The organism is Pseudoalteromonas sp. KAN5, assembly GCF_022846535.1.
Taxonomy (GTDB): Bacteria; Pseudomonadota; Gammaproteobacteria; order Enterobacterales; family Alteromonadaceae; genus Pseudoalteromonas; species Pseudoalteromonas haloplanktis.
In genome coordinates this window covers 3,722,788-3,739,071 of record NZ_AP025589.1, presented here as the reverse complement: position 1 = coordinate 3,739,071, position 16,284 = coordinate 3,722,788, and the positions used below count along the sequence as shown (strand labels likewise).

Genomic DNA, 16,284 nt, shown 5'->3' with positions numbered 1-16,284 from the left:
TATTATTTGCCTTTTTTATTGTGTGATCAGAGTGAAAAATTATCTAAGTCTGGTGTTGATTCAAACTCACCGAGGCGTTCTATTTCGGTGTCTTGGCGCATTTGTTCATGCCAACGCTCTTCATCCCAGATCTCAAATTTATTCATCAAACCAACCAACATGATTTTTTTGCCTAAATCTGCATGAGCCCGTAACGACGGTGCCAGCAAAATTCGGCCATTTTTATCTAATTGGTATTCAGTTGCGTTACCTAACAACATCCTTTGCATGCGTCGAGCACGTGGATTCATATTAGAAATTCTAGCGAGGCGATCTTCTATATCTTGCCATTGCGCCAGTGGATATAACCACAAACAAGGCTCGTTCAGTGCGACTGTACAAATCACAGTTCCCTGATCTTCAGACAACAACGCATCGCGGTACTTAGTAGGTACCGCAAACCGTCCTTTGTCATCCAAACTGAGCGAACTCGCACCACGGAACATAAAAAGCCTATTCTAAAAGTTGATAATCAATCCATTTTGATTAGTTTGATCCAATTTGATCCACTAAAAACCACTTTTTACCACAGTGCTCCAGTTTAGGGCTTGACAAGCGGTTTTGTCAAGTCAGCAAGATCCTATAATCGCGTGTTAAAGCCAGAAAAAATAAGGGCTAGCGCAAAGCTACTGAATTACGTGGGAAAAAGTGGATATCTTTGAAAAAAATATTTTATTCTGAGATAAAAACAAATAAACCAAGCTAAATGATTAATGAATAATCAATGAATAGTTACAAAATAAACAACACCAAATGCCTATTAACTACGCCTTGTAAAATTTACGCGATGGCTTTGCAATAGTTACCTAAAATGCTGCTTTTTTAAGTATTTCAATTTCCATTAAAAAACATAAGCAACTGATTTAATGGTTAAATTATTATTTGGCAGAACTGGTACAAAGGATGCAGTTAGTATTGCACTATTTAATTTTAATATTTAAGGAATGATTATTATGGCTACTTCAACATCAAGTACTAACTCAGCTTCAGCAGCTAACAAAAATACAGATACCCTAGCACCTCATACAGAGGCGCCACTTACAGATAAAGCCACTTCAGCGGCTCATCTTGCAGTTGACGCACTCTCTTCAAAGGCGGCTACAGCAGAGCAAAGTATCCGTCATGGCGCAGCTAGTTCAGCTGAAACACTGTCAGAAAAGCAAAAAGTTGCTCGTGAAAAGTTAACTGAATACAGTGGTAAAACACGTCAGCTAGCATCAGAAAATCCTCTTGCAACAGCTGGTATTGCATTTGCAGCTGGTATGTTAGTAACTGCATTACTTCGTCGTGGCAAGTAAGCTGTTATGCAACAAGATACTGATCTTAAAGATAAGCAAAATCAAGCCGCTGATCCTGCACAGCAAAGTGCAGATCAGTGGCAAGATCACCTAGCTAAATTAACCCAGTATGGTGAACAGCTTTATCAGGATTACCGCCAACAAGCTGGTATTTGTAAAGAGTTAGCCAGTGCAGAGTGGCGACTATCAACCCGCTCATTAGCGTTGACTATCATTTTACTCGTGAGCTTTGCAGGTGGCTTAGTACTCTTATGGGCAGGTCTACTCGTCACTCTTGGCTTGGCTATTTTCGCCTTTAGCCAATCAATCTGGCTCAGTGCCCTTTGCCTGATCAGCTTGCAGTTACTGTGTTTATTTTGGCTGTGGAAAAACATTGGTTATATCAGTAGTAAAATTGGCTTCGATAAAACCAGCCATAGCATTAAGCAGTTGCTCAATATTACCAAGGAGTAATAGATGCTCATTGATTACTTTATTCTCAAACCAAACCGGAAAGTGGCTCATTTAACTGAAAAGATGAACACCATTCAAGCTTTAAAACAACAGCACCATCAAGCTTTCAACTATCGACTGAAACGCTTTGCTGTAACCAAAGTGGGTATTGCCAGCGCATTTACTGCCGGTGCAGGTTATCAAGCGCTAAATAGCCGCCGACCTTCCAGTAATGTCGCTAAATTAAGTCAATTTAGTTGGTTATTACGGCTGCTATAAGCGATGCAATACTGAGATAGTGGTTTTTGAATATCTAGCTTAAGCGTATTGCTATTTTTACCTCGACGTTATCTTATGTAAGCTATTCCAAGTCTATTTATTGAAATAATAAATTTAAATTTTAAGTTTCTAACTTCTAATTTCTATATCTGAGATCTGAGTCCACCTCTCAACATCCTACTCCCGTAGCGCGCTGCTCGAAACTCGAGACCCATAACCTAAACACAAGCACAAAAAAAGCCCGCAGCGTTAACTGCGGGCTTTTTTTGTTGAATGAGTGAGTCAGCCGTATAAGCCGGGTTCTGTCCTTTCCGAAGAAAGTGATAATCATTCGTCTAGGCCATAAATCGCTCTATGGCTCAAGCAACCTACCCGGTTCCGATGTGGGCCACACCTTAAGGAACCCTATTTGGTCTTGCTCCGGGTGGAGTTTACCTTGCAACCAACTATTACTAGTGGCCCGGTGCGCTCTTACCGCACCCTTTCACCCTTACCAACCGAAGTTGGCGGTCTCCTCTCTGCTGCACTTGTCGTAGGCTCACGCCCCCCAGCCGTTAGCTGGCACCCTGCCCTGTGGAGCCCGGACTTTCCTCCCCCTGCGCATTTTCGTTGCAGGCAGCGATCATCTTGGCTGACTCGGCGCGCAGTATACCTGAGCTTGTAGTTGTGTGCAGTAAAGATTTAGCCTTTTTCGTCAATAATTGTTTTATATAAGGCGTTTTTCTTCATGCCAAAGTAATCAGCCACAATACCGCAGGCTTTTTTCATTGGCATTTCATTCTCAAGTAGCGCTAACATTTTTCGTGCTTCTGGCGGAATATCATCAACCTGCTTAGGGTTACCAGGTAACATAAGCACTATTTCGCCCCGTTGCTTGGTTGGGTCATCGGTTAAAAATTGCTTTAACTCACTAACAGTGCCACTAAAGAATGTTTCAAAGGTTTTAGTTAATTCTTTGGCAAATACCACCTGTTGTTCACTCCCTAAGGCAATTTCTAAGTCATCAAGACTTGCCATAATACGGTGCGTGCTTTCGTACATGATGCTGGTGATGTTGGAATTAACCGCTTCAATAAAAAAATCTTGCCGCGCTTTGCTTTTTGCGGGAGTAAAACCAATAAATTGAAAGCGATCTGTTGGCAAGCCAGAGCAACATACTGCTGTGATGGCTGCACATGCCCCTGGAATAGGTGTAACATGAGCACCTTGTTCTCTGCACAAGTTTACAACCGCATAACCGGGATCACTAATCAGCGGTGTGCCTGCATCAGAAACCAGTGCTATATTTAAACCTTGGTTAAGTTGATCGATAATTTGTTGCGCTTTTTGTTTTTCATTATGGTCATGTAAAGCAAAGGTTTTAGCTTTGATACCAAAGTGACTAAGCAACTTACCAGTATGGCGTGTGTCTTCAGCAGCGATTAAGTCAACTTGCGATAATGTCGCGATTGCACGCTGACTTAAATCGTCATAATTGCCAATTGGGGTGGCTACAATGTAAAGAGTGCCGATTTTCTGTGAATTCTCCTCATTTAACATTGAGGTCTCCTGCGTCAGTCAGTAATATAAGCAAATCGCGTTTAACGTATTGGGAAATCATTGTGCGACTTAAACTTGTTAGTCTAGTTATCATATTGTCAGGGTTATCGGCCTGTAGTACAACCGAAAAACCGACTAAAACCACTGAAAATCTCAGTTCAGCTAATAGCTCATCACAAATTCAAGCAACTGATGCACAATCACTGTACCAACTAGCTTTAAATCGCCAAGGTGTGGACCAAATTCAACTCTTGTATAGTGCACGAGATGCGGCGATCACAGAGCAACAATGGCCACTCCTAGAGCAAATATGCACTGAATTAGAACGCACACCGAGCGTAGATCAAGTGCAGAATAAGCTGTATATCGCGTTTGCGCAAAAACAACAAAATAAGAATACCGCCGCACTTGAGATCTTAGCCAGCTTAGACAACCAACTAACTCAACCTGAACATTTTGCTTGGCACCAATATTTAACTGCCAGTGTGTATGCGTCACAAAATTTGCCAAAAGAAGCGATGGAGTATTTTTTTCGCGCGTCTGAAACCGCCAGCAAAAATAACTTAACGATCCCACAACTCAACCATGATCTTTGGCACAATTTACAACAATTATCATCGTATGCGTTGGAGCGCTTTAATCGCGGCTCGGTAGTGCAGCAAGGCTGGGTAAACTTAGCTCTTTATCATCAAGTATATTTAGGTGCGCCGGTTGAGCTTGATCAAGCGATTAATAATTGGCAACGCCGTTACCCTGGTCACCCTGCAATTGATGTATTGCCAAAAAAAGCGGCTGAGTTAATCGCCATTACCCCCCTTACTATTGAACGTTTAGTGGTATTATTGCCGCAATCTGGCGCTAATCAACGTTTGGGGGATGCCTTAAAAGCGGGTGTACTAGCTGCATTAGATAACGCCGCGATTGATGAAACCATTTTTATTGACGAAATGCTCAGTCCTGAAGAGTTGACGGTTAAATTACACGAAGCCCAACCAAGCTTTGTGATTGGTCCGTTGCTCAAAGGAAATATCGATAAGTTTGCTGCAAGCAAAACCTTATTAGACTACCCTGTACTGCACTTAAATACAGCAGATGCCGAACGCCAATCACCGCAGCATTACTATTTTGCCTTAAACCCTGAGCACGAAGTACAGCAAGCTCTTGAACACTTTTTAACGGTGGGCTACCAAAAGCCAATGTTATTAGCACCTAATAATAGTACAGGGCAGCGCTTAGTTGATTTTTTCAACGTACAATGGCAACGCTACAGCGAAACGACTCCGGAAGTCGGGCTGTATAATGATAAAAAAGACATGCCTACCACTATAATCAGCTTGCTTGAAGTAGATAAATCAAAAGAGCGTGTTGCTTCGGTTAAATCGCTATTTAAACAAGAAGTCGAAAGTGAAACCCGCTCTCGCCGTGATATTGATGTTATTTATATCCTTGGTGATGCGATGGAAACGCGACTTATCAAACCTTATTTAGATGTCAACGTGAGTACTTTTGCAGATCGCATCCCTCTGTATGCCAGCTCTAAAAGCCATAGTAAACAAATAGATAGTACAGATAAAGGCGACCTCGAAGGCTTGTATTTTACTGAACTACCTTGGATGTTGAGTGGGCAAATTGCAGATCATAGTTTGCGTCAACAATATAATTCATTGTGGCCTGATCAAGCCGATATTAGCCAACGTTTATTTGCCATGGCGTATGACTCTGTGGCAATGCTCAGTAATATTACACAATTGAGTATGATCCCCGGTAAACGCTTTAATGGCTTAACCGGACAGTTAAGTATTACCAGTGATGGCCAAGTTAATCGTCATCTTGATTGGGCACAGTACAAAGATAGGCAGATCCAAGCAGTGCAGTTACAAACATCAGCGCCGATGCCCTTATTTATGCAATCAGCTACCACCTTATCTAACAGTGAGTAGTTGTTAACAAACTTATCAAACAAGGATGTCATTATGTCGTGGTTTAAACAGCTGTGGCAAAATAGCCGGGAAAAAGGCCAATACTACGAGCAAGAAGCTCAAAAATATTTAGTTGCGCAGGGGCTAATCCCTATTGAGTGTAACTATAACTGCCCTTACGGGGAGCTAGATGTAATAATGCGCGATGGCAACACGTTAGTGTTTGTGGAAGTGAAATTTCGCAGTAGCCATGTTAAAGGCGGAGCACTCCATGCTTTAGGGAAGCAAAAGCAAGCACGCTTAAAACGGTCAATTTACCATTATTTAGCGGCGAAAAAACTGAGTGACCAAGCAATACGAATTGACTTTGTCGCTATAACCGGCGAAGCATCACAACAACTTAATTGGATAAAAAACGTATTTTAATATGCAAGATACCATTAAAGAAATTTTTACAGAAAGCATTCAAGTGCAAATTGCCGCAGGTGAAGTACTCCCTAGTGCATTAGAAGCAGCTGCATTTACCATAGCGCAAAGCCTGATCAATGGTAATAAATTGATCTGTTGCGGCACCGCTAGCTGCCATATGCTTGCACAGCATATGGCAGGTGTATTGATCAATTACTATGAAACCGAACGCCCGTGTTTACCCGCAATTGCTCTCTCTCAAGAACATATCAATCTTGGTCAAAACAACCAAAGTGATGACCAAGATACTTTTGCTCGTCAAGTTCGCGCTTTTGCTCAACAAGGCGACTTACTGTTAGTGTTGGCAATCAATGGTAATGAAAAAAATATCATTAGCGCAGTTGAAGCGGCACTCACTAAAGATATGAAAGTCATTGTGTTGGTTGGTGATGACGGTGGTGAATTAGTTGGTTTATTGGGTGCAAATGACGTAGAAATACGTGTGCCATCAAAACGTCCAAGTCGCATTATTGAATCTCACTTGGTTAATCTTCATTGTTTAAGCGAACTCGTCGACTTAACCTTATTCCCACAGGAAGAAAATTAATGTTGAAACAATCTCTTATCGTTATCAGTACGGTTTTATTATTACAAGGTTGTGCCGCTGCAGTCGTCGCTGGCACTGCGGGAGCTGTTACTGCAGCAAACGATCGTCGTACGCTTGGCTCACAAATAGACGATAGCAATATTGAAATCAAAGCTGGGGTTGCAATAAACGATGTGCCTCGTCTTGCTGATCATGCCAATATTAACGTAATTAGCGTTAACGGCATTGTATTACTCGTAGGCCAAGTTGCTAACCAAGAAATGAAAGACGAAGCTCAGCGAGCGATTGAGGGCTTACCTGCAATACGTAAAATACATAACCAGCTGCGTATTGGCTCTAATATAAGTATGAGCACCCGAACCCACGACTCTTGGCTTACCTCTAAAGTAAAAACACAATTACTCACCACTGAAAATATCAGTAGCAACAACATCAAAGTAGTTACAGAGAACGGTGAAGTATTTTTAATGGGCTTAGTATCAAATGCTGAATCGAACACCGCTGTAGACGTTGCCCGTAATGTATCTGGTGTAGAGCGTGTAATTAAAGTATTTGAATATTTGTAAAAGGTATCAGGAGCAACGAGCAACGAGCAACGAGCAACGAGCAACGAGCAACGAGCAACGAGTTTAAAAGCCTTGCGGTTAATATCGCAAGGCTTTTTTAATTCCTGTAGGTGGGAGTTTACCTCGCGCAGGTTTATGTTTACCACCGGGAAAAAAAAGCCACGAGCTATACGGGGAACGGGCTACGAATCCTAGCCCCTAGTATTTTCCCTTTAACCTATTAAGCGCGGCATAAAGCCCCGCATACAATAAACCTCCCCCCATGCAGCCCGTAGCCGTGAGTTTACCTAGCCCCTAGTCTCTTCCCTAGTACCTAGCACCTTTCACTTTGATCTAGAACCTGCTTTTATTCAGACATAAAAAAACCGCTACTAAGCGGTTTTTATCAAACAATTACATATTACTTAATAACACGTAAATGTGAGCCTTTTTTCTTTTCTGGCTTAGCTGGTGCTGGTTCGTCAGGTAACAATTCATCTGCGACATCAACACTTTCTAACTCAGCTGCAAATTCGTCTTCGTCCTCTAAAAACTCATCTGCGGTAAACACCGTGCCTTCACCGTTTTCGCGGGCATAGATAGCAAGTACAGCACCGATTGGTACATAAACTTGCATTGGCTGACCGCCAAAACGTGCATTGAAGCTTAACTGCTGATTATCCATTGAGAATTGTGTTACAGCAGAAGGACTAATATTCAATACAATTTGACCATCTTGAACAAACTGTGTTGGTATTTGTACTGCTGGAAAATCAGCGTTAACCACTAAATGCGGTGTACACTGATTATCGACAATCCAATCAAAGAAAGCGCGTAATAAATAAGGACGATTAGGCGTCATTACAAACGGATCTCGCGCTCAGTTTCAGTCAAAGAAGCTTGGAATGATTCACGTTCAAATAAACGGATCATATATTCTTTCATTTCTTTTGAACCTGCACCTGTTAACTCAATACCAAGCTCTGGTAAACGCCATAATAACGGCGCTAAGTAACAATCAACTAAGCTGAATTCTTCGCTCATAAAATATGGCGCTTCGGTGAAGATGGCTGAAACAGCAAGTAGAGCTTCTGTTAATTCTTTACGTGCTTGAGCAGATTCTGCACCATTGTCGTAAATTTTAGCAGCTAAACTATACCAGTCTGTATCGATACGATGCATCATCAAACGGCTACGGCCACGCATTACCGGATAAACAGGCATTAGTGGAGGATGAGGAAAACGTTCATCAAGGTATTCCATGATGATGTTTGCCTGATATAAACCAAGCTCACGGTCGATCAGTGTTGGCACTGTACCGTAAGGGTTAATTTCATGAAGTGCTTCTGGCAGGTTGTCCTTTTCAGCCAGATGAATATCTACACTTACGCCTTTTTCAGCAAGTACAATGCGTACTTGATGGCTATACATACAGTTAGCACCAGAAAAAAGGGTCATTACAGGGCGCTTATTGGCAGCTACGGCCATGCCTACCTCCATTAAATAACAAAAACAGCAATAGGGGCTTAAGCCCCTATTGCAAAATTACCTTTAAATATGTTCAAGATTAATGAACATCTCTCCAGTATTCTTTCTTCAGCATAAATGACAAGATAAAGAGGATAATTAAGAATCCGATTACCTTAAGGCCAAGCGCTTCCGATTCAAGACGCGTAGGCTCACCTACGTACTCTAGGAAGTTCGTTAAATCACGAACAGCTTGGTCATACTCATCTACACTTAATTCGCCAGTGCCATCTGTTTTAGTGCCAACAACTTTAGTCACAGTTTGACCATGTTCTTCCACTTCTTCAGTGATAGGCGTAGGTAAACCTTGCAGCTCTTGTAGAACATGCGGCATACCTACCGATGGGAATATTGTATTATTCACACCGAACGGACGAGATTCATCTTTATAAAACGATTTTAAATAGGTGTAAATCCAATCACTGCCACGCACTCGCGCAACATTTGTTAGATCCGGCGGAGCCGCACCAAACCATTTTGCAGCATCATCTTTAGTAATTGCATTGGTAATATGGCTACCTACTTTTGAACCGTCAAAAATTAACTGCTCAAGACCTACCTCTGTAGGAATACCGATATCACGAAAAGTACGCTCATAACGTTGATACTGCATTTGGTGACAACCAAGACAATAATTCATGAACAACTTTGCACCACGTTGCAATGATGGCTGATCTGTAAGGTCATTGCCCGCTTCCATTAACGGAACCGAAGGACCTGCAGCCATTGCCGGCAATACGTTTATTGATAAAGCAAATAAACCGATAATTAGCTTCTTCATCATTTCGTTAACCTCTCTGGCAATGGCTTAGTTTTTTCATTCTTACTGTATACAAATAACAGCACGAAGAACATAAAGTAAGTCACAGTACAGATTTGCGAGATAATCGTTTTCAAATCAGTTTGTGGAGTTGCGCCCACCCAACCAAGTAAAACGAAAGTCACCACAAAACCTGCGATGTTCCATTTATGGAAGCCACAACGGTAACGAACTGATTTAACTGTACCACGGTCAATCCAAGGTAACAGAGCCAGTACAACAATCGATGCACCCATAGCGACAACACCGATTAATTTATCTGGGATTGCACGTAAGATTGCATAGAATGGCGTAAAGTACCAAACAGGGAAAATATGTTCAGGCGTCTTAAGTGGGTTTGCTGGCTCAAAGTTCGGCGCTTCTAAAAAGAACCCACCCATCGCAGGCATAAAGAACACAACCCAACAAAATAAGATTAAGAAACCTACCACGCCCATAATATCTTTTACTGTGTAATATGGGTGGAACGGTATCGCATCAACAATGTCTTTCTTGTCAGTGTAATACTCATGGAATTTAAATTTAGGCTTATCTTCTTCTGCAACAGAGCCTTTCTTACGTTTGATTTCAACACCATCAGGGTTATTTGAACCCACTTCGTGAAGTGCAACAATATGTAAGAATACTAAGATAACGATCACTAAAGGTAACGCAATTACATGCAGTGCGAAGAAGCGGTTAAGCGTTGCACCTGAAATTACGTAGTCACCACGGATCCAAAGCGTTAAGTCATCACCAATAACCGGAATCGCACCGAATAATGAAATGATTACCTGTGCACCCCAAAATGACATTTGACCCCAAGGTAATAAGTAACCCATGAAGGCTTCAGCCATAAGCGCTAAGAAGATAAACATACCAAACAACCACAGTAATTCACGTGGTTTTTGATAAGAACCGTAGATCATGCCACGGAACATATGTAGATAGACAACGATAAAGAACGCTGATGCACCGGTTGAATGCAAATAACGTAATAACCAGCCGTATTCAACATCACGCATGATGTATTCTACAGAAGCAAATGCACCTTCAGCTGACGGAACAAAGTTCATCGTTAACCAAATACCAGTTAGGATTTGGTTTACCAGCACTAACATAGCTAAAGAGCCAAAGAAGTACCAGAAGTTAAAGTTTTTTGGTGCTGGATACTGTGCAATATGCATGTTCCAAACACGTGTCATTGGGATACGGTCGTCGATCCAACCAATAATCTTACCAAACATTAGGCAGCCCCTTCTTCTTCGCCCACTAAAATAGTGGTGTCATCGATAAAGGTGTAAGGCGGTACTTCTAAATTTAATGGTGCTGGAACCGCTTGGAATACGCGACCTGCCATATCAAATTTAGAACCGTGACATGGGCAGTAGAAACCATCATCGGTTCCTTCTACTTTTTCACTAAAGTTGCCTTCAAAAAAGCCTGGTGAACAACCTAAGTGTGTACAAATACCAACAGCAACGAAAATTTCCGGACGTTTTGAACGGTATTCGTTTACAGCTGATTCAGGTTGTTGAGGCTCTTCAGATGCAGGATCACGAAGTTGATCTTCGTGAGCTTTCATCTGCTCAAGCATTTTTGGGGTACGTGATACAACCCATACAGGTTTACCACGCCACTCGACACGTATTAATTGCCCAGGCTCAAGCTTGCTGATATCTACTTCTACAGGCGCACCCGCAGATTTAGCTCGCTCACTTGGATTCCAAGACGCAATAAAAGGAACAGCAGCCCCAGCCGCACCAACACCACCTACAACAGAGGTAGCTATGGTTAAAAAGCGACGTCGGCCATTGTCTACAGGCGCATTGCTCATCCACTTATCTCCACTATGATTCCCAACACTTGCTATATTGAGAACATCAGTTACAGCAGGTTAATTTTTAGAAATTTTAAAATAGACGCGATCATAATTAAAACCCTTGATTAAAACAAGGTTATTCACAGTTCCATGCTCGAATAAACCCGATTTAATTAAATTATTAATAGGGTCGGCTCGAGTATGAAGCCGTTTGTTATAATAGCGTCTTTAAAAAACAATATACTGACCAAGATCAACCTCACTAAGAGGAAACAGATAAACTGCACATGGTGCTGTTGAACTCACTCACATTACTTGCCAGACAATTGTAGCAAAAAAATTCACCAATTAACTGACGGATTTACACTTATTACAATAATTATTGAACTTTTTTTTGAGTTACACGCAGTAAAGGCCAAAGCAGGTTAATTATTAGGCGCATATTTGATGCGAGTTTGCTGGTTACTAATAAAAAGTGCGAATTTGCATTCACTTATAGAGAGCGCGAGTTGCGAGTTGCGAGTTGCGAGTTGCGAGTTGCGAGTTGCGAGTTGCGAGTTGCGAGTTGCGAGTTGCGAGTTGCGAGTTGCGAGTTGCGAGTTTTTCAAGATTAAATAATACCACCATATAAAACTCAAGGCTTATCGCTAACTTTTATAGCCGCAAAAACAAAAAACCCAGCCGAGGCTGGGTTTTTGAATTCTTGATAACGTAAATATTAACGTTTTGAGAACTGTGGACGCTTACGCGCTTTCTTAAGACCCACTTTCTTACGTTCAACTTTACGTGCATCACGAGTAACGAAACCTGCTTTACGAAGTTGTGGACGTAGTGACTCGTCAAACTCCATAAGTGCACGAGTGATACCGTGACGGATAGCACCAGCTTGACCAGTAGTACCACCACCAGCAACGGTGATGTAAAGATCAAACTTTTCAGTCATATCAACAAGCCCTAGAGCTTGACGAACAACCATGCGTGCTGTTTCGCGACCAAAATACTCTTCTAAAGAGCGATTGTTGATTACGATGTTACCAGTGCCTGGGCGTAAGAATACGCGAGCACTTGAACTTTTACGACGACCTGTACCGTAGTATTGATTTGCCATGTTAGTGCTCCTTAAATGTCTAGAACCTGAGGCTGTTGTGCAGCATGGTTGTGCTCAGTACCCGCGTAAACTTTAAGTTTACGGTACATTGCGCGGCCTAAAGGACCACGTGGCAACATGCCCTTAACAGCTTTCTCGATGATCATTTCAGGCTTTGCAGCTTGAAGTTTATCAAAAGTAGTAGACTTAAGACCACCTGGGAAACCAGAGTGAGCATAGTACACTTTATCTTTGAACTTGTTACCAGTTACAGTAACTTTCTCCGCGTTGATAACGATGATGTAATCACCAGTATCTACGTGTGGAGTGTACTCAGCTTTGTGCTTACCGCGTAGGCGATGAGCGATTTCAGTAGCGATGCGACCTAAAGTTTTACCTTCAGCGTCAACTACGTACCAGTCACGTTTTACTGTTTCTGGTTTAGCAACAAACGTTTTCATTTATAAAAATCCAATGTTTTTCAATTAAAACCACAGGTAATTATTATTAATTACCGCTCTAAATGTTTGCTCCAACCCCTTCGAGTTTAAGACTTTAGCGCCATTCAAAAGAGGCTAATCTGATGAAGGCAATAGAACGCAACGTGGCAGACGCGGGAGTATACCAGCACTTTTACCACATTGCTACTCGACGGTTGTTTTTTCCGCAAGAAATTTCTTCTATCAGCTATCAGCTAGAAAATTTGCCCGCTGCAACTTTCGTGTAAAGACGAATTTGTCTTAAACTGACGGCTGACGGCTGACGGCTCAGACTAAGCCAAATGCTCTCTTGCTAAATACTCTAGTGACTGCATTTCTTGTAATCGGCTAATGCAGCGCTTGAACTCGAAGTTAAGGTTACCTTGCGTGTAAAGCTCAGTGATCGGTTTCTCAGCAGAGATAATTAATGTTACGTGGCGTTCGTAAAACTCATCTACCAACGCAATAAAACGGCGTGCAGCATCATCATTACTTTGCCCGAGCTGCTTTACGTTAGATAAGATCACGGTGTTATAAAGACGGCTGATCTCCATGTAGTCCACTTGACTACGGGCGGTTTCGCAAAGCTCTGGAAAATCAAACATTACAATACAATCTGACACTTTACGTGTTTTGATCATCCGCCCTTCAATCTCAATTGATTTATCAAGTACGCCCGGCTCTGGCGATAATTTATCAAAATATTCAAATAAGTTTTTATCCGCTTGCGCATCGAGTGGGCTGTGGAATATCTCTGCTTGCTCTAAAGTACGTAACCGGTAATCAATCCCCGAATCTACGTTCACAATCACTGTGTTTTCATTGACCAACTTAATGGCAGGTAAAAAACGGGCGCGTTGCAGGCCATTACGGTATAACTCATCAGGTACGATATTCGATGTAGCAACTAATACTATGCCTCGCTCAAATAAGGCCTCCATTAAACCACCAAGTAGCATAGCATCGGTGATATCTTGAACAAAAAACTCATCAAAACAAATAATGTCAGTTTCGGTTTTTAAAATATCCGCAACAACTTCAAGTGGATTCGCTGTTTTATCTAATTTCTTTAACTCATCATGAACTCGGTGCATAAAGCGATGAAAATGCACACGCATCTTTCGCTTGCCAGGTAGCGCTTCATAAAAGGTATCAACTAAGTATGTTTTACCACGACCTACCCCACCCCAAAAATACAAACCTTTTATAGGTGGCGTGCTATCTTTATTATTAAAGAGCTTAGAAAACCAACCTTTAGCGGCAGGCTTTGGAGCTGTTAAGTCATCAAAGAGTCTTTGTAAGTGACGCACGGCATTTTCTTGCGCGGCATCGTAAACAAAGTCATCGCGTTGTAAATCTTGTTGATATTTTTGCCAAGGAGTCATAGATAGTTACAATAAAACACGGTTTAATTTACGCAATATGTTAACACGCATCGTAACTCGGGGTATATTAGCAACAACAGGATTTATTATTGAATACGCAATTTAGGCGTTATTTTTATTTTTTACGTATTAATTCCCAAAGGGGTAGAATTTATGGGCACAGTTACTTGGATCGGCATTATTATTATTGTGGCAGTGGCGGCTTTTTTCCTAGGTGCATTTGTAACCAAAAAGCAATTTAAACAAGATGAGCTGGAACAACAAGCTGAACAAGCTAAAAATGCTTTGGAGCAATATCGCCAAGACGTTGCAGATCACTTAGCAAGTACCAGTAAGTTAGTTAGCAAAATGAAAGACAACTATGATCAACTATTAAACCATGTTGATGAAACCAATAAGCTACTGTTGACTGACAAAAAACAACACCCCGCAGAACCATTCTTCTCAAAAGAAACGACAGAACAATTACAACGTTCATTAAAAGAGCGTCAAAGTGATCGTTCATCAGCACACGCACAACCTTCTGACTATGTAGCCGGTACTTCAGGATTATTTGCTGGTGAAAATAAAGTTTCAGAACATTCTAAAGTATCTTGATGAACTTTTTTTTGACCCCATAGTCTTTAAATGTAACAGCTTTATATTTAAATTCGAAAAGGCTGCTTACATGCAGCCTTTTTTGTTTGTGCTTTTTCCTGTGATGTGGAGTAAACCCTGACTATGAAAATGAAACTATCGTTAATCAGTGCAGCAATGTTATCTACCAGCTTATTATTGGCCCCTGCTGTATCAATGGCAAAAATGCCTATCGCTGTTAATGGTCAACAATTACCAACGTTAGCGCCTATGCTAGAACAAATAACACCGGGCGTTGTCAGCATCCAAGTATCCGGCTCAAAAGAAGTTCGTCGTCGCGCCGATCCGCTTGATTTCTTTTTTGGCAACCCGCAACCACGCAGTCAAAAACGTGAATTTAGTGGTTTAGGATCAGGGGTTATTATTGATGCTAAAGAAGGCTACGTAGTGACTAACAATCATGTAGTTCAAGACGCAGAAAAAATGCTAGTGACTCTTGAAGATGGCCGCGAATATGAAGCAACTAAAATCGGCAGCGATAAAGAGTCAGATATCGCCCTATTGCAAATTGATGCTGAAGACTTAGTAGCCGTAAAGCTGGCTAATTCAGATCAACTTCGCGTGGGTGATTTTGCCGTTGCTATTGGTAATCCTTTTGGTTTAAGCCATACCGTAACATCAGGTATTGTCAGTGCGCTTGGCCGCAGCGGCTTAAATATTGAAGGCTATGAAGACTTTATTCAAACTGACGCCGCGATAAATCAAGGTAACTCTGGTGGTGCACTCGTTAATCTCAACGGTGAGCTAATCGGCATTAACACTGCTATTTTAGGTGCCTCTGGTGGTAATGTGGGCATTGGCTTTGCCATCCCATCTAATATGATGAAAAACCTAGTTGATCAAATTATTGAGCATGGCGAGGTACGTCGTGGCTCATTAGGTATTTCTGGCCGTCCACTTGACGCAGGCCTTGCCAAAGCGCAAAAGCTAGATGTAAAACAAGGTGCTTACGTCATGCAAGTGATGGATGATTCTGCTGCAAGTAAAGCAGGCATCAAAGCCGGTGACGTAATTATTAGCATTGATGGTAGCGAAATCAGTGGCTTCCACGAACTACGCAGTAAAATTGCTACCTTAGGTGAAGGTAAAAAAGTTAAACTGGGAATTTACCGCGATGGCAAAGTACAAACGGTTAAAGTGACACTTGATGGCGCATCAGGCCTCACTGCCGCAGGGGATGAACTTCACCCTGCATTCCAAGGAGCCACGCTTGAGAACACCCAGAAAAACGGAGCAAAAGGCGTCGAAGTAACAACTGTTGACCCACGTTCACCATCAGCAAGAGTCGGTCTTGAAGAAGGTGATGTTATTATGCAGGTCAATCGCCAGCGCGTTGCAACAATTCATGATATGAATAAGATCATTGAGAATACCAAAGGAAACATAGTACTTGGGGTACAACGTGGTCGTGAGTCAGTATTTGTTTTAATTCAATAAAGTAAATATTGCACAAATGACATAAAAAATAGCAGTGGCACTTGCC

The 16,284-nt window shown here is 41.7% G+C and carries 19 protein-coding genes and 1 other RNA gene; 9 read left to right on the top strand and 11 right to left on the bottom strand.

Going from position 1 to position 16,284, the window contains the following annotated elements:
* Nucleotides 1–26: 26 nt before the first annotated feature.
* Nucleotides 27–485 (bottom strand): division/cell wall cluster transcriptional repressor MraZ, encoded by a 459-nt coding sequence (mraZ, locus tag KAN5_RS16660; RefSeq protein ID WP_016709485.1) that lies wholly within the window; start codon nt 483–485, stop codon nt 27–29.
* A 507-nt stretch (nt 486–992) separates the two neighbouring features.
* On the opposite strand from mraZ, the gene KAN5_RS16655 reads away from it, so the two are divergent.
* From KAN5_RS16655 to KAN5_RS16645, 3 genes are read left to right on the top strand one after another with little or no spacing between them, the layout of a single operon-like run.
* On the top strand, nt 993–1,337 hold the full coding sequence (locus KAN5_RS16655) for a hypothetical protein (protein WP_016709486.1): 345 nt from the start codon (nt 993–995) through the stop codon (nt 1,335–1,337).
* Nucleotides 1,338–1,343: 6 nt separating this feature from the next.
* Nucleotides 1,344–1,790: a hypothetical protein gene (locus tag KAN5_RS16650; RefSeq protein WP_016709487.1), complete on the top strand. Its 447-nt coding sequence runs from the start codon at nt 1,344–1,346 to the stop codon at nt 1,788–1,790.
* A gap of 3 nt (nt 1,791–1,793) precedes the next feature.
* A complete protein-coding gene (locus KAN5_RS16645; protein ID WP_016709488.1) occupies nt 1,794–2,048 on the top strand; it encodes a hypothetical protein in 255 nt (84 codons plus the stop codon).
* Between the two features lie 275 nt (nt 2,049–2,323).
* On the opposite strand, the gene rnpB is transcribed toward KAN5_RS16645, so the two are convergent.
* Nucleotides 2,324–2,686, bottom strand: an RNA gene (rnpB, locus tag KAN5_RS16640) — RNase P RNA component class A.
* Nucleotides 2,687–2,729: 43 nt separating this feature from the next.
* Complete coding sequence (gene rsmI, locus KAN5_RS16635; RefSeq protein WP_016709489.1) at nt 2,730–3,587, bottom strand: 16S rRNA (cytidine(1402)-2'-O)-methyltransferase; 858 nt, start codon at nt 3,585–3,587, stop codon at nt 2,730–2,732.
* 62 nt (nt 3,588–3,649) lie between these two features.
* On the opposite strand from rsmI, the gene KAN5_RS16630 reads away from it, so the two are divergent.
* The 4 genes from KAN5_RS16630 to dolP are packed head-to-tail and all read left to right on the top strand — an operon-like array spanning nt 3,650 to nt 7,087.
* Nucleotides 3,650–5,527 (top strand): penicillin-binding protein activator, encoded by a 1,878-nt coding sequence (locus tag KAN5_RS16630; RefSeq protein ID WP_244390131.1) that lies wholly within the window; start codon nt 3,650–3,652, stop codon nt 5,525–5,527.
* A 33-nt stretch (nt 5,528–5,560) separates the two neighbouring features.
* The gene (locus KAN5_RS16625) at nt 5,561–5,932 is read left to right on the top strand and encodes a YraN family protein (protein WP_016709491.1); all 372 of its coding nucleotides are present in this window, start codon (nt 5,561–5,563) and stop codon (nt 5,930–5,932) included.
* Nucleotide 5,933: 1 nt separating this feature from the next.
* Complete coding sequence (locus KAN5_RS16620) at nt 5,934–6,521, top strand: SIS domain-containing protein (protein WP_016709492.1); 588 nt, start codon at nt 5,934–5,936, stop codon at nt 6,519–6,521.
* Nucleotides 6,521–7,087: a division/outer membrane stress-associated lipid-binding lipoprotein gene (gene dolP, locus KAN5_RS16615; RefSeq protein ID WP_244390130.1), complete on the top strand. Its 567-nt coding sequence runs from the start codon at nt 6,521–6,523 to the stop codon at nt 7,085–7,087. The genes KAN5_RS16620 and dolP overlap by 1 nt, the downstream gene beginning before the upstream one ends.
* Before the next feature lie 400 nt (nt 7,088–7,487).
* Here the strand turns inward: dolP and KAN5_RS16610 are convergent, their stop codons facing one another.
* The 8 genes from KAN5_RS16610 to zapE form a co-directional block, all read right to left on the bottom strand.
* Entirely contained in the window at nt 7,488–7,928 is a 441-nt protein-coding gene (locus KAN5_RS16610; RefSeq protein WP_016710048.1) for a ClpXP protease specificity-enhancing factor, read from the bottom strand.
* Nucleotides 7,928–8,554, bottom strand: a complete 627-nt coding sequence (sspA, locus tag KAN5_RS16605) for a stringent starvation protein SspA (RefSeq protein ID WP_016710049.1) — start codon at nt 8,552–8,554, stop codon at nt 7,928–7,930. Before sspA ends, KAN5_RS16610 begins: the two co-directional genes overlap by 1 nt.
* Nucleotides 8,555–8,633: 79 nt before the next feature.
* Nucleotides 8,634–9,377 carry a cytochrome c1 gene (locus KAN5_RS16600; protein WP_016710050.1) on the bottom strand — a complete coding sequence of 248 codons (744 nt, stop codon included), beginning with the start codon at nt 9,375–9,377 and terminating at the stop codon, nt 8,634–8,636.
* Entirely contained in the window at nt 9,374–10,639 is a 1,266-nt protein-coding gene (locus KAN5_RS16595) for a cytochrome b N-terminal domain-containing protein (protein ID WP_016710051.1), read from the bottom strand. The genes KAN5_RS16600 and KAN5_RS16595 overlap by 4 nt, the downstream gene beginning before the upstream one ends.
* Entirely contained in the window at nt 10,639–11,229 is a 591-nt protein-coding gene (petA, locus tag KAN5_RS16590; protein ID WP_016710052.1) for a ubiquinol-cytochrome c reductase iron-sulfur subunit, read from the bottom strand. Before petA ends, KAN5_RS16595 begins: the two co-directional genes overlap by 1 nt.
* 703 nt (nt 11,230–11,932) lie before the next feature.
* A complete protein-coding gene (gene rpsI / locus KAN5_RS16585; protein ID WP_016710054.1) occupies nt 11,933–12,322 on the bottom strand; it encodes a 30S ribosomal protein S9 in 390 nt (129 codons plus the stop codon).
* A gap of 11 nt (nt 12,323–12,333) precedes the next feature.
* Nucleotides 12,334–12,762: a 50S ribosomal protein L13 gene (gene rplM / locus KAN5_RS16580; RefSeq protein ID WP_002957960.1), complete on the bottom strand. Its 429-nt coding sequence runs from the start codon at nt 12,760–12,762 to the stop codon at nt 12,334–12,336.
* Between the two features lie 311 nt (nt 12,763–13,073).
* Nucleotides 13,074–14,165 carry a cell division protein ZapE gene (gene zapE / locus KAN5_RS16575; protein WP_016710056.1) on the bottom strand — a complete coding sequence of 364 codons (1,092 nt, stop codon included), beginning with the start codon at nt 14,163–14,165 and terminating at the stop codon, nt 13,074–13,076.
* 153 nt (nt 14,166–14,318) lie between these two features.
* On the opposite strand from zapE, the gene KAN5_RS16570 reads away from it, so the two are divergent.
* Together KAN5_RS16570 and KAN5_RS16565 are read left to right on the top strand one after the other, a co-directional pair.
* Complete coding sequence (locus tag KAN5_RS16570; RefSeq protein WP_016710057.1) at nt 14,319–14,762, top strand: YhcB family protein; 444 nt, start codon at nt 14,319–14,321, stop codon at nt 14,760–14,762.
* A gap of 123 nt (nt 14,763–14,885) precedes the next feature.
* Nucleotides 14,886–16,238: a Do family serine endopeptidase gene (locus tag KAN5_RS16565; protein ID WP_016710058.1), complete on the top strand. Its 1,353-nt coding sequence runs from the start codon at nt 14,886–14,888 to the stop codon at nt 16,236–16,238.
* Nucleotides 16,239–16,284 lie beyond the last annotated feature (46 nt).